The following is a 20,176-nucleotide window of genomic DNA, read 5'->3' as shown; positions in this document are numbered from 1 at the left end:
CGACCGGAGCCGCGACCCTAGTTCGCCAGTCTTAATGCCGCGTCAACACAAGCCCTCGACTTGAACTAGACCGGGTGAGCCCGATCGCGAAAGGCTTCCACCATCAGGGGGTTAAGCCCGAGCTCGCTAAGCGCTTCGCGGCCGCGGGCATTGTCCTGGGCGCGTCCGGCAAGACGGAAACCGCTCAATCGGTCCGGCAACGCGGTCAGCAGCGCGCCCTGTCCCAGCCGCTTGGCCCATTCCTGCAGATCCTGGGACAGAAACCGATAGCCGCCGACCGCCACGATTCCCGAGGGTGGCGAGGTGATACAGATCGCCCCGGTCGAGCGGTCGAGCCGGGCCGCATAGCCGGTGTCGACGTAGTCGCGCGACGGTCGCGGCACCAGCGAGTCGCTCGCCGGGGGCGCGGGCGCGTAAGCCGCCACGGCCACCATCGGTCCCCGCAAAGCCAGCGTTCCCCCTGGCGTCAGCAGGGTCTCGCCGGCGACGGATGTGCCCGGAACGTTGCGTGGCGCGCCGTGCGGACCCGGCAGGATGGGCGCCGGCATGCCGTCGCTGGCTCGGCAGGCGCCGAACAATCCGGCTTCGCCGAACAGATAAACGTCTGTCAAAAGAGCCTGTTCGCAGGTCCATAGGCTGCTCGATGCGACCTGTTCCGGCGTACGCCAGAGGCCGATCACATGGCGCAGCGTCGGCAGGCGTGACGGCATATCCATCTCGGTCAGCCGCAATGCCATCGACGCGGGGGCGACCAGGGTATCGCAACCATCATCGTTGATCTGCCGTTCGAGGATGTCGCCGTCGAACGGATGATGCAGCGCCAGCGTGCCCCCTGACAGCAGCCAGAGCAGAAGCGATGAGGTCAGGCCTGCGAATGACGACGGCGTGAATGCCGACATCACGCTTGCACCCTGTGCCACCCGGCTCTCGAGGAAGACCGCCAGTCCGCCGGCGATCAAATTCAGATGGGTCCGCGGCACCGCGCGAAAGCCGTCAATGGTCACGTCAAATGAGATGAGCGCGGCCCTGCGACCGTCCAGCGTGACGGCGCGCGTGGTTGCCGATCCGCTGTTCAAAGCGAGGTCGAGCGAGGCCATGCCTTCCGGCAGATCATCACCGAAGCCGCAGACGTGACGGATCGAGAAGGCCTCCGCCGCAGCGTTCATCGCGAGGTCGGCATGGTTGACCCCGTCGATGCTGCTGGTGGTCACGATGGCGCGCGCCCCGGTGCGATTGAGCGCCATCGTCAATTCCGCCTGCCGCCAGAGCTGCGGAAGCAGGGCGACAATCAACCCGGCCCGAAGGACGGCAAGCACGGTCAGCATGAATTCGACGGTATTGGGCAACTGGATTCCGATCACGGAATTGACCGGCAAACCAGCTTCGATGAAGTGGGCCGACAGCGCCGAGATCGCCTGATCGGCCTGCGCGAAGGTCAGGCGTTTGGGCGGCTGGCCCGTGATGCGCTGCTTGTTGAGCGGATCGAGCAAGGCCGGCGCATCCGGCTGCCGCGCCAGGATCCGGCGAAACAGCCCATCAAGCGTCGGCGATACGTTGGTCTGGATCACTGGATCACTTGGGTTGGGACACGGGTTCGTTGCCACCAGGTCTCCGGCAGATACCCGGTCAAGGCGGTAGCTTCAGGACGTTCTATCCGATTCCAGCGGGCGATCCATTGCTCCTGAACGTTAAAAAGCGGGATAGTGTAAAATCCGGACATCAGCGTGCGGTCCAGCGCGCGCACCGACGAGACAAAGGCGCGATGGTCCCGCGCTTCCAGCATGGCCGCGATCATCGCGTCGATGGCGGGGTCTTTGGCGCCCATATAGTTTCGGGTTCCCTGATGATCTGCAGCCTCGCTTCCCCAGTAGAAGAACTGCTCGTTGCCCGGCGAGAGCGACTGATCGTAGCGGTTCTGGATCATGTCGAAGTCGAAACCGAGCCGGCGTTGATCGAATTGAACGCCGTCCACCGCGCGCACCGATGCCTCGATGCCGGCGCGCTTGAGGTCGCGCGTAAAGGCCAGGGCAATGCGTTCCTGATCGCGGGTGGTCACCAGAATTTCGAAGCTGAGCGGCGCCCTGGTCGTATGTTGCCGCAACACCGTGCCATCGAGATCGTATCCCGCCTGCGACAGCAAGTTCAGTGCGCTGCGCAGCGTGGCGCGATCGCGGCCGGAGCCGTCGGTGACGGGAAGGCGGTAGCTGCCTTCGAGAATGTCGGCCGGGATTTGCGATGCGAAGGGCTTTAGGAGTTCGCGCTCGCGTTGGTCGGCGGCGCGACCGTACGCCGACAGCTCGGAGCCCGCGAAATAGCCCGCCGAGCGGCCATAGAGCCCAAAAAAGTAATTGCGGTTGATCCATTCGAAATCGAACAGCAGCGTCAAAGCCTGACGTACGCGGACGTCGGAAAACACCGGCCGCCGGGTGTTGAACACGAGAAATTCGGACGGCTGCGGCATCCCGGTCTTGATGGTGTCGCGGATCACCTCGCCGCTGCGGGCAGCCGGAAAATCATATCCGTCGTGCCAGCGCAGCGGTTCGGTCTCGACGCGGAAGTCGTAAAGGCCGCGCTTGAAGGCCTCGAACTGGCCGTTGGCCTCGCGATAGAAGTCGAGCCTGATCTCGTTGAAGTTCCACAAGCCGCTGTTGACCGGAAGGTCACGTCCCCAGTAATCGGGATTGCGCGTCAGCGTCACGCTCGCGCCGGGCTTCACCGCGCTGACACGATACGGGCCGGAACCGATCGGCGCCGTCATCGAGGTCTCCTCAAAAGTCGCGACATCGATGGCATGCCGCGGCAATACCGGCATCAGGCCGAGGATCAATGGCAGCTCGCGGTCCTGGACGCCGCCAAAATCAAACCGCACCGTGAGCGGGTCGAGCGCTTCGGCTTTTGCGACTTTGGAATAATACTGGCGGTGGTTGGGACGTCCCTTGTCGCGCAGCAGAGCCCATGAGAACAGCACATCCTCGGCTGTGACCGGCCGGCCGTCGGAAAAACGCGCCTTGGGATCGAGGCGGAAGGTGACATAACTTCTGGTGTCGTCGGTCTCCACGGTTTTGGCCAGAAGTCCGTACAGCGTGAACGCCTCGTCGTTGCCCCGGGCCATCAGGCTCTCGATGACAAAGCCCCTGATCTGCTGCACCGCAAGGCCCCTGACAATGAGGGGGTTGAGACTGTCGAAGGTACCGAGAACGCCCTGAACCAGCCGGCCGCCTTTCGGCGCGTCCGGATTGGCGTAGGGCATATGGGTGAAATCGGCCGGCAATGCCGGCGCGCCATGCATCGCAATGCCGTGGCTTTGGCCCGCCGACACCCCGCCGATGCCGGTCGCAACCGAGAGGCCGAAAGCGAGCATGCCACAGACCAAAGCGCCAACGCGCCCGCGCTTTGGAACCTGCCATCTGCCGCGCTGATTTGATTCGGTATCGTCCACTGGCGCATTTTACCATAGCCGTCAGGGCCGAGCCGCGACATGCGCCAAGGATGCCTGTCGGCATTGATCTTTTCGTCCGTGCCTGTATGAAGGCGTGCAATTGACCAAGGGGGCGGGGCCTGTCACGCATCTGCCTCAATTGGCAAGGAGACAGCCGCCCAAACGGCTAGGTGTCGGTGCCTGCAGCGGTTTCGGGCGCTCCCGTTCAGAAAGGGTTTTCCGCAATGAATTTCCGTATGTTGGCCGCGCCGTTCTGGCCGCGTGGGCGGGTCTTCGCCTTGATGGCAGTGACGGCTTTGACAGCCACATGGCTTGCTCCGGACGCCCGGGCCCAGGCTCCAGCACCTGCGGCACCCGCCACACCCGCGCCGAAGGCGAAGGCCGCACCGAAGGCCGCGCCGAAGGCCGCTCCTGCAGCGCCCGCGCCGACGGCGCAGCAGACCCCGCCGGCGGCAACTCCGCCGGCCCAGTCAGCGGACCAACAGGTCCAACTGATCTACGCGCCCTGGACCAAGTTTTGTCTCAAGGGTCAGGATGCCAATGCCAAACAGGTTTGCTTTACGGGCAAGGACGGCCGCATCGAGTCCGGCCAGCCGGTCATTGCGGCCGTCGTCATCGAGCCCGAAGGCGAGCCCAAGAAAATCCTGCGCGTGACGCTCCCGCTGGGCATGCTGCTGGGTCACGGCACCCGCATCATCGTCGACAACAATCCGCCAGCGCAGAGCCCCTATGTGATCTGCTTCCAGAACGGTTGCATGTCGGACTACGAAGTGACCCCGGAACTGCTCGCTAACCTGAAGAAGGGGCAGAATCTGGTGATTCAGGCGATCAACTCCAACAACCAGCCGATTACCCTGCCGCTGCCGCTGGCCGATTTTGCCAAGGCCTATGATGGGCCTCCGACCGACCCGAAGGTGTTCGAGGAAACCCAGAAGAAACTGCAGGAAGAATTGCAGAAGCGCGCCGAGGAAGCGCGCAAGAAGCTTGAAGCCAACCAGCCTGCCGGTGCTGCGGCCGCCAATCCGGCCGCCAAATAGGACCGGGCTCTTATTGACGAACAGAAAGGCGCTCGATCAGAGCGCCTTTTTTGTTGCGCGGGTGTTGCCTGTCGCGCCGGGCCCGGCGGGGGCTGTTAGTTCAGCGACGGATTGCGCGGCCGATAGCCGCCGGACTTATCCTTCACGAAGATCTCGGCGACCTGCGAATGCCGGATCGGCTCGCCTGAATCGTCGGGCAGCAGATTCTGTTCGGAAACGTAGGCGACATATTCGGATTCCGAATTCTCGGCGAGCAGGTGATAGAACGGCTGATCCTTGCGGGGCCTGACCTCTTCGGGGATCGCCAGCCACCACTCTTCGGTGTTGTTGAATTCCGGATCGATATCGAAAATCACGCCCCGGAACGAGAAGATCCGGTGACGGACGATCTGTCCGATCTGAAATTTGGCGGTCCGCGCTTTGATCATATCTCGTCGAATAGACCATGATTGTGGCCGATGCTAGAGGCAAACGGGTGAATTAACCTTTGCTGTGGCTGGTCCGTGCCAGGTGCCGTCGGGGCCAACAATGATGAAAAGAAACGTGCCCTATGGTCGACATCCTCAACCTCGCGCTCCCGTATTTCGGGCTGATCTTCATCGGCTACGCCTGTGGCAGGGTGAGGGGCCTCCCCGAGCAGGGCCTGGCCTGGATGAACTTCTTCCTGCTCTATGTTTCGCTGCCGGCGCTGCTGTTCGGAATCACGTCAAAAACACCCTTTGAGGAACTCAACAACCCGCCATTCCTGATCGCGACCACTCTGGGTACGACGGTCGCCTTCGCCCTTGCCATGGCCGCGGGCCGGCTGCTGGGACGGCTCTCGTTCCGCGAAGCGACGCTGGCTGGCCTTTCCGGCGGCTACGGCAACATCGGCTATATGGGCCCGGGGCTGGCGCTGGCCGTGCTGGGCGCCAAGGCCTCCGCGCCCACCGCGCTGATCTTCTGCTGCGACAGCATCTTCCTGTTTTCGATCGTGCCGCTGTTGATCGCGCTGACCGATGACGGGGGCCGGCACTGGCTGCAGACGCTCGGCGTCCTGGCACGACAGATCATGCTCAATCCGTTGATCATGTCGGCCTGCGCCGGCGCGCTCGCCGCGGCGCTGCATATCCACCCACCGGTTGCGATCGACAATACGCTGTCGTTCCTGCAAAACGCCGCGGCGCCGACCGCGCTGTTTGTGCTCGGCGTGACTGTCGCACTGCGCCCGTTCGGCCGGGTGCCCTGGGAAGTGCCTGCGGTGGTTGCGGTGAAGCTCCTGGCCCATCCGCTGGTGGTATTTGGGCTGATGCTGCTGTTCGGGCCGTTCCCGCAGCCATGGGCCGCCACCGCGGTCCTGATGGCATCGCTGCCGCCGGCGCTGAATGTGTTTGTCATCGCCAGGCAGAACGACACCTGGATTGAACCCGCATCCGTCGCCGTGCTGATCGGAACCTTCGCGTCGGTCATCACGCTGACCGCCGCGATGTGGCTGATTCAGACCGGGCGGCTCACGTTTCCCTGAAGCGAGTCGACGGAATCTGAGGCTCGTCGTTGCCTCCACGACCATCATCGACGATGACGACAAGCCTATTTGACGCCGAGCTCAATGTTCGTATCGTTAGTGTATTGAAGATTGGGGGCATTCATGCGGATTATTTTGGCGGTCATATTCGTCGTCAGCGGTCTTTCATTTGCACAAGCGCAAACGCCGCGGATCGACCGGCTCGACAATGTCAGGCCAGGCGTCGTCTCGCTCGGTGAGGTCAAAAAGGTAACGGATGACAACATTTCAACCGGGGAGCGCTTCGAAGGAGGAGCGCCCAAGATCGTTTCAGTCTCGAAGAACATATCGATCAAGCTGGGAACGGTGTTTGGCGTGCAGGTACACATTATCGGCAAGCCGGCTGGCGCCAACGCGCCTATCAGGATAATTTGGCGTTATCCGGAACCGGGCCTCAAATCTCCCACCACCGGCACCACCAAATTCAGCGACGAATACACCGATAGCCGACCTATCGGAGCGAGCCCAGTATTCTACTGGAAGCTTGGGGAGGAGTGGGTGCTAGTCCCCGGCATTTGGACGCTTGAGCTATGGCAGGGCGACCGAAAACTGCTGTTTCAAGACTTTGTCTTGACTAAACTTTAGAGTTTTGGCCACTGCGTAGTGGCCGCCACGACGGCGCCAGTCCCTCGCGCATGGCAAGGCGGCGAAGCGGTCCGAACGAACCGATCAGATGCAGGCCGGCCGCGCGAAGCGATTGCATCGGCAACAACGCGCTGAGCAACGAACGGTTGGCGATGTCGATGGCGAACGTCCGGCTGGCGACGTCGGCGCGCCGCGCCGAAGCGTAGCGATCGAGTACCTCGGCCGCGCCGGGGTCTTTACCTGAGGCCAATGCGTCTCGTACGATGTCGGTGATATCGGCGGCGTCACGCAGACCCATGTTGAGGCCTTGCGCGCCGATCGGCGGCAATACGTGCGCGGCTTCGCCGACCAGCGCGATACGGGCTTTCGCGAATTGTCGGGGCTGCTCGATCGCCAGCGGAAACAGATGGCGCCCCGGCTCGACCCGAAGACGGCCCAGAATCGAATGCGATTGGGTTTCGGCGGCCTCCGACAGTTCATCGTCGCTCAACGCGATCAGCCGTTCGGCCTCCTTTGGCGACGACACCCACACCACGCCCGAGCGGTCGCCCGGCAGCGGCACGAATACGCAAGGCCCCTGCGGCGTGTGAAACTCGGTCGAGACATTTCGGTGCGGCCGCGAATGACCGACATTGAAAGTCAACGCCGCCTGATTGAGTTCGCGGCGCTTGACCGTGATGCCGGCGGCCTCGCGGCAAAGCGATTGCCGTCCGTCTGCGCCGATCGCAAGATGCGCCGACAGCAAGCCGCCATGTTCCAGGCGAATCCTGACGATCTCGTCTTCCGGGCTGACCTCGGCAGCGTCATCGTCGAACCGGGTCAGATTGGAAAGTTCGGCGGCGCGTTCTTCCAGCGCCGATACCAGCAAGCGGTTCTCGATGTTGTAGCCAAACACATCGAGACCAATCTCGTCGCAGGAAAATCGGACTTCGGGCGCACGAATCAGACGCCCAGTGTCGTCGACCAGGCGCATCTTTTGCAACTCGGCCGCCCTGTCCTTGCAGCGCGGCCACACATTCAGCCCCTGCAGAAAATCGACCGAACCGCCCAACAGCGCCGTGGTCCGGTTGTCGGCATAGGGCGTGCGCCGGGCGATCAGCGCCGCGCGCGCCCCTGTTTGCGCCAGCGCAACCGCAGCCGCCAGCCCGGTAGGCCCGCCACCGACCACGACGACGTCGTAGGTGATAGATGTATCGTTCATACCGGGACAATTGACGTTCCCGGCGGCATTTTCAAGCCCGGCACCCCCTCCATTGTTTCCGCCGAATTCGGTAGCGCCGCGCGGTCGCCGCGGATGTACAAATCGAGGCGATTCCTGATAGCACTGCAGCGCAAATGGACCAGGAAAACCAGCAGGAGGCCTTGCCAGCACCGCCGCTCGTGCGGGCGGCTGCGTTTTCGGTGCATATCTTCACGGCATTGGGTGCTGGCGTCGCCCTGGTCGCGCTGCTCGAAGCGGTTCGCGAGCACTGGGCCGCGATGTTTTGGTGGCTCGGGGTGGCGCTCGTGATCGACGCAGTGGACGGTCCGCTGGCGCGGCGGCTGGATGTCGTGCGCGTGCAGCCGAACTGGTCCGGCGAGGTGCTCGACCTCGTGGTCGATTTCGTCACCTACGTCTTTGTGCCTGCCTACGCCATCACGGCAAGCGGCCTGCTGCTGCCGCTGGCGGCGCCGCTCTTGGGCGCTGGCATCGCCGTGTCAGGCGCGCTTTATTTCTCCGATCGCCGCATGAAGGCCGCCGACAATCATTTTCGCGGTTTTCCGGGGTTGTGGAATATCGCGGCGTTCTATCTGTTCCTGCTGCATTTGCCGCCGGCGTTATCGAGCCTTGGGGTAGCCGTTCTGATCGTGCTCACGTTTGTTCCTTTCAACGTGGTTCACCCGATCCGCGTCGTGCGCCTGCGGTGGCTGACATTGTCGCTGATCGGCGTGTGGGCGGTGCTGGTCATGGTCGCGCTGACCGACGATTTCCATGCCAGCCTGCCCGTGACCGCAGGGCTTTGCGCGATCGCTGTCTATGTCGTGGGGTGCGACGCGGCGATCCGGCTCGTCAGGTCGCTCAACGCATGATCGAACTGTGGACGAGCCCGGAAGCCTGGGCGGCATTGTTGACGCTGACGGCGCTGGAAATCGTTCTCGGCATCGACAACGTCATTTTCCTGTCGGTCATCGTCTCGCGAATTCCCGAGCGGCAGGCCAAGCGCGCGCGGCAGATCGGGCTGGCGCTGGCGCTGGTATTCCGCATCCTCCTGCTCAGCCTGCTGGTGTGGCTGATCGGCCTGACGCAGCCCGTCATCATCGTGAGGGACATCGGGTTTTCGTTGCGAGACATCATCCTGATCGGGGGTGGGCTATTCCTGATCGCGAAGGCGACCCACGAAATTCATGCCGAGGTGGAAGCGGGCGACGAAGCGGGCGAAGCTACGCCAAGGCCCGGCGCGTTCTTCTGGGTGGTCATCCAGATCATCATCGTCGACCTGGTGTTCTCGCTGGATTCCATCATCACCGCGATCGGCATGGCGCAGGATCTCGAGATCATGATCGCGGCGGTCATCATTGCGATTATCATCATGTATGTATCGGCAGGGCCGGTCACGAGATTCGTGTCGGAGCATCCGACCACCAAGATGCTGGCACTGGCGTTTCTGGTGTTGATCGGAGTTGCGCTCGTCGCCGACGGATTCAAATTTCACATCCCGCGCGGCTATATCTACTTTGCCATTGCGTTTTCCGCCGCGGTTGAACTCTTTAACGTCCTCGCCAGGCGTAACCGCAAAAAGGGCATTAACTAATTGATCTCGCGGGGTTCGCCGGGATCATCGAGTTGACATTGCGGCCTCGATGGCTTTCGCTCCATCGCAGAAATCAAAGGCAAGAGGAATTGCCAAGGGAGAGTCCGATATGACGAAGGCCGTGCGGGTGCACAAGGTGGGGGGCCCGGAAGCCCTGGTTTATGAAGCCGTTGACGTTCCTGCGCCGGGACCCGGTGAGGTTCGCATTCGCCAGCATGCCGTCGGCCTCAACTTCATCGACGTGTATTACCGCACCGGCCTCTACAAGGCGCCGGGACTGCCGTTCATCGCCGGCAATGAAGCCGCCGGCGAGGTTCTTGCTGTCGGTTCCGGCGTGACGAATTTTCATCCCGGCGACCGCGTCGCCTATTATTTCAATCTTGGCGGCTATGCCAGCGAGCGCAATATCCCCTGGGAGAAGCTGGTCAAGTTGCCCGACCATATCACCTATGAGCAGGGTGCCGTCCTGATGCTCAAGGGACTGACGGTCTGGTATCTCCTGCACAAGACCTTCAAGGTCGAGCCGCACCATCGGGTGCTGATCCACGCCGCTGCCGGCGGCATCGGCCTGCTCGCATGCCAATGGGCGAGGGCGATGGGGGCGCACGTCATCGGCACCGTCGGCTCCAAGGCCAAGGCGGACCTCGCGCTCGCCAATGGCTGCGATCACGTCATTCTCTATAACGACGAGGATTTCGTCGCGCGTGTAAAACAGATCAGCCGCAACGAACTCTGCGACGTGGTCTATGACGGCGTCGGCAAGACCACTTTTCCGGGCTCGCTCTCCTGTCTGAAGCCGCGCGGACTGTTCGTGAGTTTCGGCAACGCCTCGGGCCCGGTGCCGCCGTTCTCGATTGCCGAACTCAACAATCACGGCTCGTTGTTTGCGACCCGGCCGAAGCTCAACGATTATGTCGGCAAGCGCTCGGAATTACTGGAAGGCGCCGACACTTTGTTCGCCGCCGTGATCAATGGCAAACTGCACGTGCCGATCAACCACGCCTATGCGCTGAAGGATGCGGCCAAGGCGCATATCGACCTGGAAAGCCGGGCCACGACCGGCGCATCGATTTTGAAGCCGTAGGCGCACTTTCAATTGCGTCATGGCCGGCCTTCGTCCCGGCCATCCACGCCTTTCGCACCCACTTGCTGACAAGGACGTGGATGCCCGGCATCGCAGACAAGTTTACGCAGTCTGCGCGCAGACTGCTATGGCCGGGCATGACGAAGTTATTACGCCACACGCCTTGCCGCGCCCAGTTTGGCAAGGACAGCATCCAGTGCATCGATCATGAGCGCGATTTCCTCCCGCGTGACGTTGAGCGCCGGCATGAGACGCAGCGCGTCGGGTCGCGGTGCGTTGAGCAGCACGCCGTCCTGGAAAGCCTGCGCGACGATCGAGGCGGCGATGGGATGTTTGAGATCGAGCGCCAGCAGCAGGCCCCGGCCACGGACCTCGCCGAGACCATGGCGCGCGGACATTCGCTGCAGCTCGCTTTCCAGATAAAGGCCGGTGTCGGCCACCGATTTGAGGAAATCCGGATCCGCCACCTGCCGCATCACCGCAAGCCCGGCCGCACACATCAGGGGATTGCCGTTGAAGGTGCCGCCCTGGTCGCCATGCTCGAAACAGGACGCCGCGTCCGTGGCCAGCAGCGCGGCGAGGGGAACCCCGCCGCCGATACCCTTGCCGAGTGTCATGATATCCGGCTCGATCCCGGCATGCTCGTAATGGAAAAGCTTTCCGGTGCGGCCGATGCCGGTCTGGATTTCATCGACGATCAGCAACAGACCGCGCGCGCTGGTCAGATCGCGCAAGTCGCGCAGGAATTGATCGGTCGCCGGCCAGACGCCGGCCTCGCCCTGGATCGGCTCCAGCATCACAGCAATGGTTTTTTCGGTGATCAGGCGCTTCACTGAAGCAAGATCGTTCAACCGGGCCTTGGGGAAACCCGGCACCTTGGGCTCGAACAGCGGTTCAAAGGCCTTCTTGCCCGAGGCCGACATGGTCGCCAGCGTCCGGCCGTGGAAGCCGCCTTCGAATGTAATGATTTCGTGCGCGCCGTTCTTTCGCAACACGCCGTATTTGCGGGCGAGCTTAATGGCGCCCTCGTTGGCCTCCGCGCCCGAATTGGTGAAGAACACCTGGTCGAAGCAGCTGTGATCGACCAGGACCTTTGCCAACTTGAGGCTCGGGCCGTTGTAGAAGGCCGGACTTGGCGTCAGCAGCAGCTTGGCCTGCGCGGCCAGCGCCTCGGCGACGACGGCCGGCGAGTGACCGAGGCAATTGACCGCCCAGCCCTGGACGAAGTCGAGATAACGCTTGCCGCTGTCGTCCCACAACAACGAACCTTCGCCGCGCACGAATACAGTCGGCGGGCGCGCCGTGATCTCCATCAGCGCGTCGAACGGATGCGTGGCATTGGTCATGTCGAACTCCTGGGTGAGATGAAAAGGCAGGCCAAAACGCCAGAAGGCCGCACTTTTAAGGGGGCGGCCTTCTCGAAAACGTTGCTGAACTAGTTAATCAGCGTTGTCGTCGGACACGGCGCGACCCATCATCGTCGGCGGAGCGACGACGGAAAGTGGCGCGGAGTTGGGTCCGGTTCAGGTTCATGACGCGGCCATACAGCCGAACGGCCGGCGCTGTCAAGGCGGATGGCGTCGCCGAGCGAAGCCTGCCCTCGGACATGATCCGGGCATGGATGCCGGTTCGCGTGAAGAAAACGCGCTGTCCGACAGATCAGAAACCGGCGACGCTGCCGTGCAGATCGTATTCGTCGGCACGCTCGATTTTCGCGGTGACGATCTCGCCCACGCGCAGCGGACGCCGGCTCGAGACATAGACCGCGCCGTCGATCTGGGGCGCGTCGGCCTTGGAGCGGCCTTTGGAAACGGTCGGGCCGATCTCGTCGATGATCACTTGCTGCCGGGTGCCGACCTTGCGCTTCAGCCGGCGCGCGGAAATCTTCTGCTGCCGCGCCATCAACGCGTTCCAGCGCTCCTGCTTGACCTCCTCGGGCACGGCACGGCCGAGCGCGTTCGATGCGGCGCCCGCGACCGGCTCATATTTGAAGCAGCCGACGCGGTCGATCTCGGCCTCTTCAAGCCAGTCGAGCAGATAGGCAAAGTCGGAATCGGTTTCGCCGGGAAAGCCGACGATGAAGGTGGAACGCAGCGTCAGATCGGGGCATTGCTCGCGCCACTGCTTGATCCGCGCCAGCGTCTTTTCCTGGGCCGCCGGGCGCTTCATGGCTTTGAGGATTTCCGGACTGGCGTGCTGAAAGGGAATATCGAGATAGGGCAGCACCTTGCCTTGCGTCATCAGGCCGATGACTTCGTCGACATGCGGATAGGGGTAGACATATTGCAACCGCACCCAGGCGCCGAATTCGCCGAGCTCTTTTGCGAGATCGAAGAATCTGGCGCGCACTTCGCGATCTTTCCAGGGGCTGGCGGCATATTTGATATCCACACCATAGGCCGAGGTGTCCTGCGAGATCACCAGCAATTCCTTGACGCCGGCGGTCACCAGCTTTTCCGCCTCGCGCAACACCTCGCCGGCCGGACGCGACACCAGGTCGCCGCGCAGCTTCGGGATGATGCAGAAGCTGCAGCGGTTGTTGCAGCCTTCGGAAATCTTCAGATAAGCGTAGTGCCGCGGGGTCAGCTTGATGCCCTGCGGCGGCACCAGGTCGAGGTGGGGATTATGAACCGGCGGCAGCGCGCGGTGCACAGCATCCAGCACGCTTTCGTATTGCTGCGGTCCGGTGATCGACAGCACGCCGGGATAGGCGGCCTCGATCTGCTCGGGCTCCGCGCCCATGCAGCCGGTGACGATGACCTTGCCATTCTCGGCCATCGCCTCGCCGATGGCGCCGAGCGACTCCTGTTTGGCGCTGTCGAGGAAACCGCAGGTATTGACGATGACCAGATCCGCGCCGTCGTGCTTGCGCGCCAGCTCGTAGCCTTCGGCGCGCAGCCGCGTGATGATACGCTCGGAATCCACCAGCGCCTTGGGACATCCCAATGAAACAAAACTGACTTTGGGCGCGGCGGCCTGTTGCATGCTGGATCTGCCTGATTGACAGGCAGGAGCTAGTCCCAATTGCTCATAATTACAAGGCTTTGAGCCGACCAGTGGCGTGCTATGAATAGGTCGCCGGAATGCGGGTGATTGATGGGCGCCGAGTCGTCTCCTAAAATCGTGATTGTTGACGAAAGCCCGATCCGCGCCGCGATCCTTCAGGAGGGATTGCGGGAGGCGGGCTTTACCGATGTCGTGCACATCAGCGAAATGCAGAGTTTGCTGAGTCGCATCTATGCGCTCGATCCCGACGTCATCGTGATCGACCTGGAAAACCCCAGCCGTGACGTTCTGGAACAAATGTTCCAGGTCAGCCGCGCGGTGCGCCGGCCGATCGCGATGTTCGTCGATCAGAGCGATGCCGCATCGATCCAGGCTTCCGTCGACGCCGGCGTCTCCGCCTATATCGTCGACGGATTGAAGAAAGAACGGCTCAAGCCGATCCTTGACCTCTGCATTTCACGCTTCAACGCCTTCGCCAAGTTGCAGGATGAACTCGATCGCGCCAAATCCGCGCTTGAAGACCGCAAGGTCATCGACCGCGCCAAGGGAATTCTGATGAAGCTGAAAGGCCTCACGGAAGAGGAGGCCTATGTCCTGCTGCGGTCAACGGCGATGCGCGAGAAAAAGAAGATCGGGGAGATCGCACAGTCGATCCTGACGGCGTCGGAGTTGCTGAAATGACCAAACCGCTCCACATCGGCTTCATTCCGCTGATCGATGCCGCCGCCCTGATCGTCGCCGTCGACAAGGGTTTTACCGCGGCGGAGGGGCTCGACGTCACCCTGGTGCGGGAAGTGTCATGGTCGAATGTGCGCGACAAGCTCAATATCGGCCTGTTTGACGCCGCGCACCTTCTGGCGCCGGTCGCGATCGCCTCCAGCCTCGGGCTCGGACATGTCAAGGTGCCGATCGCGGCGCCGTTCAATCTTAGCCTCAACGGCAACGCCATCACGGTGTCGCCGGCGCTGCACGCGGCGATCATGGCGGAAATCGACGGCGACCGCTTCGATCCGATGGCCACGGCGCTGGCGCTGGCGCGCGTCGTCGCCGCGCGTCGCAGGAGCGGCGCGGAACCCCTGACCTTCGGCATGACGTTTCCGTTCTCCACCCACAACTATCAGCTGCGGTTCTGGATGGCGGCCGGAGGCGTCGACCCGGACGAGGACATTCGCCTCGTGGTGCTGCCGCCGCCCTACATGGCCGACAGCATTGCCAGTGGCCAGGTCGACGCGTTCTGCGTCGGCGCGCCCTGGAATTCGATCGCGGTCGATCGCGGCGTTGGACTGATCCTCCATTTCGTTTCCGACATTCTGGTACGCGCGGCCGAGAAGGTGCTCGCCGTCAGGCAGAGCTGGTCGGAGAAGAACCCCGAGCTGGTCGCGGCACTGGTCCGGGCCGCCTTTCGCGCCGCTGAATTCATCGAGCAGCCGCAAAATCGGACCGAAGTGGCAAGCATTCTGGCGCAGCCGGAGCGGATTGGTGTCGAGGCCGATGTCATCCGCCGTACGCTGGATGGCCGCCTGAAGATCTCCCCTGACGGAACCATCCGCGAAAGCAGCCGCTATCTGCTGGTGGGAAGAGAGGGCGCGCCACGGCCGGATCCCGTGCAGGCCGCCTGGCTTTACGCGCAAATGGTCCGCTGGGGGCAGGCTGCGATCAGCCCCGAAGCTCTTGCCATCGCCATGGGTGTGTTCAGACCCGACCTTTACGATGCCGCATTGGGAATACGTGGGCAGACCGACCGCGGCGCAGTTGGCTCCGTCGGAGCCTTCGCCGGACCCGCCTTCGATCCAGTGGATATGGCCGGGTATCTGGCCTCGTTCAAGGTCTCCCGCCGGGTTCCATGAACCGCAAAGCCATCAGCCCAGAAATTAGGCAAGATGATTCGTTATCCACTTTTTAGGCGTTTGCCTTTCGAAGGGGCGCCACCTTTGTTAACTGTGCTGCGATGCAATATAAATAACTTATTGATTTTGCGTGCATTTATAAAATTGCTGCACTGGCACACTATTTGAATAACAAAATATGAGTCAGTGAATAGAAAAATATGAGCCAGCCGCCGTAGTCGCCAGCTGGCCGTTGTCCAAGATGGATTTCCGCAGCAACGAGGCTGATCGGATCGCTCAGAAAATTCCGATACGGCGCTGCCCTTCGAATTGAATTTCCGAGCGATCAAACGCCCTTTCCCTCGTTGTCGCCACGCCTACGCGTGGCAGCTGGAGCTTCGACATGGATTACGCAAAACCCGCCGACGTTGTCGCCTCAATGATCGACGTCAGTTTGAAGAAATTGGCGCTGGCGCCGCGCGACCTTCTGATCCGCGGTGCACTCTCGGGAGCACTGCTGGGCGCCGCCACCAGCCTGGCGTTTAGCGGCGCCGTCACCACCGGACAGCCGCTGGTCGGTGCGATCATCTTCCCCGTCAGTCTGATCATCATCGTGCTGCTTGGACTCGAACTTGTGACCGGAAGCTTCGGCTTGCTGCCGCTCGCGCGGCTCGAAGGCAAGGCCACCTGGAGCGCAATCGGGGCAAACTGGGCATGGGTGTATCTCGGAAATCTCTTGGGCAGCATCGTCTATGGCGGTCTGCTTGCGATCACGCTCACCAACATGGGCAAGATCGAGCCGACGGGGGTTGCGGCGCGCATCGTCAGCATTGCCGAAGCCAAGACCATCGCCAACGAGGCGATCGGGCTGGCGGGAATGGTCAGCGTTTTCGTCAAAGCCATCCTTTGCAACTGGCTGGTTTGTCTTGGCGTCGTGATGGCCATGACCACCAGTTCGACGATCGGAAAGATCGTCGCGACCTGGATGCCCATCTTCATGTTCTTTGCGCTCGGATTTGAGCATGCGGTGGTCAACATGTTCATTATCCCGACCGGCATGATGCTCGGCGCCAAGGTCAGCGTTTACCAATGGTGGGTATGGAATCAAATTCCGGTAACGCTCGGCAATCTCGTCGGCGGTTTCGTCTTCACCGGTCTCGCGCTCTACGCGACCTTCAAGCCGGCGCGCCCAGCCCTATCGACGGCGCCGGTGCTGATTCCTCAAGTTTCCGCAGAATAACGGCATCGTTGCGCAGCATGAAAATAGAAACCGTCTCAATCGACTTTACCGAGGAGCAGAAACGCTACCTCGAAGGTTTTGCCACCGGCCTGCAGATCAGCAAGGTCGGTCGCGGCTTCGGAGGCAGCGCCGCGGGCAAGACCAGCGCCGAGCCTATCGGACCCGACGCAGCGCATTTCAAGGCGCAGGACAAGGTTCTCGCGTCAGGCAAGAAGCTCGTCGATCAGGAAAAGTTCAAGCGCGAGGAGCATCCGTTCGATGCCTATCCGCGATTGAAGCAACAGGCGCTGACCAACGCGCCGCCGTCGCCGGCGGATAATTTTCGCTGGCGCTATTACGGCTTGTTTTACGTTGCGCCGACGCAGGACTCCTACATGTGCCGGCTGCGGATTCCCAATGGCGTGCTCAAGCACTGGCAGTTCGCCGGGCTGGCCGATCTTGCCGAGCGGCTATGCGGACCCTATTGCCATGTCACGACCCGCGCCAATCTTCAGCTGCGTGAAGTGCTGCCGAAGCACACCGTCGCCCTGATCGAGGGCATCCAGGATCTCGGGCTGTGCTCGCGCGGTTCGGGTGCCGACAACATTCGCAACGTCACGGGCACGCCGACGGCCGGGATCGATCCGCAGGAATTGATCGACACCCGCGAATATGCCCGCGAATGGCATTACCACATTCTCAACGACCGCTCGCTGACTGGATTGCCGCGCAAGTTCAACGTCGCGTTCGACGGCGCCGGCAAGATCGCGGTGCTGGAAGACACCAACGACATCGCCTTCGCAGCCGTGGAAGTGAAGGACGGCTTTGGCGTCGAGCCCGGCGTCTGGTTTCGCCTCGGGATAGGCGGCATTACCGGCCACAGGGACTTTGCCAGGGCGACCGGCATCATCGTCAGGCCGGCGGACGCGACCAGGGTCGCCGACGCAATCGTCCGGGCGTTCATCGACACCGGCGATCGCACCAACCGCCTCAAGGCGCGCATGAAATATGTCATCGACGGAATGGGAATGGAGAAATTCCTTGTTCTGGTCGAGGAAAAACTCGGTCACGCCTTCACCCGCGTGCCGGCGGAGGCCTTCGCGCCGCGGCCGGCCTTCGACCGCATGGCGCATATCGGCGTGCACCAGCAGAAGCAGGAAGGCCTCAACTGGATCGGCGTTTCGCTGTCGGTCGGCAAAGTCGAGTGCGAGCAGATGCGCGGCCTTGCAAAGATCGCGCGCGATCTCGGCGACGGCGAAATTCGTCTGACGGTCTGGCAAAACCTCCTGATCTCAGGCGTGGCCGACGAAAATGTGGGACTCGCGGTTGCAGCCATCGAAGCGATGGGACTGCCGGTCAAGGCGTCGCAAATCCGCGCCGGGCTGATCGCCTGTACCGGCAATGCCGGCTGCAAGTTCGCGGCGTCCGACACCAAGCGCCACGCCGCCGAAATTGGCGGCTGGTGCGAGCCGAGGGTCGAAATCGACACGCCCCTGAATATCCACCTGACCGGCTGCCACCACTCCTGCGCCCAGCATTACATCAGCGATATCGGCCTGATCGCCGCCAAGGTGCCGGCTGGCGAACAGGACGATACCGTCGAGGGCTATCACCTGTTCGCAGGCGGCGGGTTCGGCCCAAATGCCGAGATTGGGCAGGAGGTCTACCACGACATCAAGGCGGAGGACGCGCCGCAGACGGTCGAGAAGTTGCTCAAGGCGTATCTTACCCATCGCGCATCGCCGGACGAAACTTTCCTTGCCTTCGCAAGGCGCCATGATGGCGAGACGCTGCGCAAACTTGCGGACGCAGAGACTTCCACATGAATCAGATGACGCCTCCACCGAAGATCGAGATTATCCCCGCCAGCGCGCCGTTTTCCGAGGCGCAGCGCTCGTGGCTGAACGGCTTCTTCGTCGGGCTGCTGTCGACGGATGGTACGGCGCCGCTGTCGGCGGAGCAGGGCGCCGCCGTCATGCAGGGGCCGACGGGTGACGGTGACGACGGCGAAGCGCCCTGGCACGACCAAACCATGCCGATTGCGGACCGCATGAAGCTCGCCGAAGGACGCCCGATGCGCCGGCGCATGATGGCGGCGATGGCACAGCAGGATTGCGGCCAGTGCGGCTATAACTGCAACGACTATTCCGAGGCCATCGCGAGCAAGGCGGAAGCGCGCCTGAACCTGTGCGTGCCCGGCGGCAAGGAAACCGCCCGGATGCTGAAGGCGCTGCACGAGGAACTGGGAAAAGCGCCCGCGGTAGCACCCGGCACGGCGGCCGCGCCCGCCGCAGCGACACCGGTGGTCGCCGTGGAACTGGGCCGTTCGCGCGACAATCCAGCGCCGGCGACGTTCCTGTCGCGGCGCTTGCTCAACAAGGCCGGATCGGAAAAGGAAACCTGGCACATCGATTTCGACCTTACCGGAAGCGGCCTCGACTACGTCGTCGGCGACTCCTTCGGAATTTTCGCACGCAATGATCTCGGTCATGTCGACCAGGTCATTGCCCTGCTCGGCGCTTCGCACACCACTGCCGTGAGAGGCAAGACGCTGCGCGAGGTATTGACCGACGAAGTATCGCTCGCGCCCGCGCCGGATTCGCTGTTCGAGCTGATTTCGTTCATTACGGGCGGGGCTCAGCGCGAGAAAGCGCGCGCGCTGGCGCAGGGAGACGACCCCGACGGCGACGCCGCCACTCTCGATGTGATGGCGGCACTGCAGAAATTTTCCGGCGTTCGCCCACACCCCGAAGTCTTCGTCGAAGCCCTCGAGCCGCTGCAGCCGCGGCTTTATTCGATCTCCTCGTCGCACAACGCCACTCCTGGCAAGCTGTCGCTGACGGTCGACTGCGTGCGGTACGTGGTCGGCAAGCGCAAGCGGCTTGGACTGGCTTCGACATTCCTCGCCGAACGCATCCAGCCGGGCGATCCGGTGCAGGTCTACGTGCAGAAGGCACACGGCTTTGCGCTGCCGCAGGATCCGAAGGTGCCGATCATCATGATCGGACCCGGCACCGGCATCGCCCCGTTCCGCGCATTCCTGCTCGACCGCAAGGCCACCGGCGCGCCCGGCAAGAACTGGCTGTTCTTTGGTCACCAGCGCAGCAGTTGCGATTTCTTCTATGCCGACGAACTGAACGCCATGAAAACCGCCGGGCTGCTGACGCGGATGTCGCTGGCGTGGTCGCGCGACGGTGACAAGAAATTCTACGTGCAGGACCGCATGCGCGAGGTTGGCCGTGAATTATGGACGTGGCTGGCCGAGGGCGCGAACGTCTATGTCTGCGGCGATGCCAAACGAATGGCGAAGGACGTCGAGCGCGCACTGGTCGATATCGTCGCGCAACACGGCGCACGCTCGACCGACGAGGCCGTCAGCTTTGTCGGGGAACTCAAGAAGAAGGGCCGGTTCCAGCAGGACGTCTACTGACCGGGATGGGAACCGGTTCCCGTTATGGCAAATTCGAACGAATAAAATTCTCAGATGAATCCGCCGCGGAGAATTTTTGCCTGCGATTGGAGTCTGTCGGAGCGTTCGTATCGCTATTTTTCGCAATCTCTTGCGTCCAACCGCGATCGGTACTCCACTATCTCGGATGCCGGGTTGGAGATCGACCATGCGCGAGCTATCGGCGGAAGCCCGCC

General features: G+C 62.4%; 17 protein-coding genes. 11 read left to right on the top strand and 6 right to left on the bottom strand.

Annotated features, from left to right (window positions below):
• Positions 1 to 65: 65 nt before the first annotated feature.
• A complete protein-coding gene (locus tag E8A46_RS28525) occupies positions 66 to 1,568 on the bottom strand; it encodes a class I adenylate-forming enzyme family protein (protein WP_291568293.1) in 1,503 nt (500 codons plus the stop codon).
• Positions 1,565 to 3,361, bottom strand: a complete 1,797-nt coding sequence (locus E8A46_RS28520) for an extracellular solute-binding protein (protein ID WP_291568291.1) — start codon at positions 3,359 to 3,361, stop codon at positions 1,565 to 1,567. Before E8A46_RS28520 ends, E8A46_RS28525 begins: the two co-directional genes overlap by 4 nt.
• A 302-nt stretch (positions 3,362 to 3,663) precedes the next feature.
• On the opposite strand from E8A46_RS28520, the gene E8A46_RS28515 reads away from it, so the two are divergent.
• A complete protein-coding gene (locus tag E8A46_RS28515) occupies positions 3,664 to 4,476 on the top strand; it encodes an invasion associated locus B family protein (RefSeq protein ID WP_291568289.1) in 813 nt (270 codons plus the stop codon).
• A gap of 95 nt (positions 4,477 to 4,571) precedes the next feature.
• Here the strand turns inward: E8A46_RS28515 and hspQ are convergent, their stop codons facing one another.
• The gene (hspQ, locus tag E8A46_RS28510) at positions 4,572 to 4,904 is read right to left on the bottom strand and encodes a heat shock protein HspQ (protein WP_291568287.1); all 333 of its coding nucleotides are present in this window, start codon (positions 4,902 to 4,904) and stop codon (positions 4,572 to 4,574) included.
• Between the two features lie 122 nt (positions 4,905 to 5,026).
• On the opposite strand from hspQ, the gene E8A46_RS28505 reads away from it, so the two are divergent.
• Positions 5,027 to 5,980: an AEC family transporter gene (locus E8A46_RS28505; RefSeq protein WP_291568285.1), complete on the top strand. Its 954-nt coding sequence runs from the start codon at positions 5,027 to 5,029 to the stop codon at positions 5,978 to 5,980.
• Positions 5,981 to 6,103: 123 nt separating this feature from the next.
• Positions 6,104 to 6,604, top strand: a complete 501-nt coding sequence (locus tag E8A46_RS28500; protein ID WP_291568283.1) for a DUF3859 domain-containing protein — start codon at positions 6,104 to 6,106, stop codon at positions 6,602 to 6,604.
• Here E8A46_RS28500 and E8A46_RS28495 read toward each other — a convergent pair.
• Positions 6,594 to 7,805: a UbiH/UbiF family hydroxylase gene (locus E8A46_RS28495; RefSeq protein WP_291568281.1), complete on the bottom strand. Its 1,212-nt coding sequence runs from the start codon at positions 7,803 to 7,805 to the stop codon at positions 6,594 to 6,596. The genes E8A46_RS28500 and E8A46_RS28495 overlap by 11 nt on opposite strands.
• A gap of 134 nt (positions 7,806 to 7,939) precedes the next feature.
• Between E8A46_RS28495 and pcsA the strand changes: the two genes are divergently transcribed.
• The 3 genes from pcsA (at position 7,940) to E8A46_RS28480 (ending at position 10,480) form a co-directional block, all read left to right on the top strand.
• Positions 7,940 to 8,674 carry a phosphatidylcholine synthase gene (gene pcsA / locus E8A46_RS28490; RefSeq protein WP_291568280.1) on the top strand — a complete coding sequence of 245 codons (735 nt, stop codon included), beginning with the start codon at positions 7,940 to 7,942 and terminating at the stop codon, positions 8,672 to 8,674.
• Complete coding sequence (locus E8A46_RS28485) at positions 8,671 to 9,396, top strand: TerC family protein (protein ID WP_291568278.1); 726 nt, start codon at positions 8,671 to 8,673, stop codon at positions 9,394 to 9,396. Before pcsA ends, E8A46_RS28485 begins: the two co-directional genes overlap by 4 nt.
• A gap of 109 nt (positions 9,397 to 9,505) precedes the next feature.
• Positions 9,506 to 10,480 (top strand): quinone oxidoreductase, encoded by a 975-nt coding sequence (locus tag E8A46_RS28480; RefSeq protein ID WP_291568275.1) that lies wholly within the window; start codon positions 9,506 to 9,508, stop codon positions 10,478 to 10,480.
• 149 nt (positions 10,481 to 10,629) lie between these two features.
• On the opposite strand, the gene E8A46_RS28475 is transcribed toward E8A46_RS28480, so the two are convergent.
• Positions 10,630 to 11,826, bottom strand: a complete 1,197-nt coding sequence (locus tag E8A46_RS28475) for an acetylornithine transaminase (protein ID WP_291568273.1) — start codon at positions 11,824 to 11,826, stop codon at positions 10,630 to 10,632.
• Between the two features lie 313 nt (positions 11,827 to 12,139).
• Positions 12,140 to 13,465 (bottom strand): 30S ribosomal protein S12 methylthiotransferase RimO, encoded by a 1,326-nt coding sequence (gene rimO / locus E8A46_RS28470; RefSeq protein WP_291568271.1) that lies wholly within the window; start codon positions 13,463 to 13,465, stop codon positions 12,140 to 12,142.
• A gap of 111 nt (positions 13,466 to 13,576) precedes the next feature.
• On the opposite strand from rimO, the gene E8A46_RS28465 reads away from it, so the two are divergent.
• From E8A46_RS28465 to E8A46_RS28445, 5 genes are all read left to right on the top strand, one after another.
• Positions 13,577 to 14,167, top strand: a complete 591-nt coding sequence (locus E8A46_RS28465) for an ANTAR domain-containing protein (protein WP_291568269.1) — start codon at positions 13,577 to 13,579, stop codon at positions 14,165 to 14,167.
• The gene (locus tag E8A46_RS28460) at positions 14,164 to 15,333 is read left to right on the top strand and encodes a CmpA/NrtA family ABC transporter substrate-binding protein (protein WP_291568267.1); all 1,170 of its coding nucleotides are present in this window, start codon (positions 14,164 to 14,166) and stop codon (positions 15,331 to 15,333) included. The genes E8A46_RS28465 and E8A46_RS28460 overlap by 4 nt, the downstream gene beginning before the upstream one ends.
• Positions 15,334 to 15,715: 382 nt before the next feature.
• The gene (locus E8A46_RS28455; protein WP_291568265.1) at positions 15,716 to 16,552 is read left to right on the top strand and encodes a formate/nitrite transporter family protein; all 837 of its coding nucleotides are present in this window, start codon (positions 15,716 to 15,718) and stop codon (positions 16,550 to 16,552) included.
• 17 nt (positions 16,553 to 16,569) lie between these two features.
• A complete protein-coding gene (locus tag E8A46_RS28450; RefSeq protein WP_291568263.1) occupies positions 16,570 to 18,357 on the top strand; it encodes a NirA family protein in 1,788 nt (595 codons plus the stop codon).
• Positions 18,354 to 19,961 (top strand): sulfite reductase subunit alpha, encoded by a 1,608-nt coding sequence (locus tag E8A46_RS28445; RefSeq protein WP_291568261.1) that lies wholly within the window; start codon positions 18,354 to 18,356, stop codon positions 19,959 to 19,961. The genes E8A46_RS28450 and E8A46_RS28445 overlap by 4 nt, the downstream gene beginning before the upstream one ends.
• Positions 19,962 to 20,176 lie beyond the last annotated feature (215 nt).

This window comes from Bradyrhizobium sp. (assembly GCF_004799445.1).
Taxonomy (GTDB): Bacteria; Pseudomonadota; Alphaproteobacteria; order Rhizobiales; family Xanthobacteraceae; genus Bradyrhizobium.
Note: the sequence above shows the minus strand (reverse complement) of the source record. Positions and strands in the feature narration are given on the sequence as shown.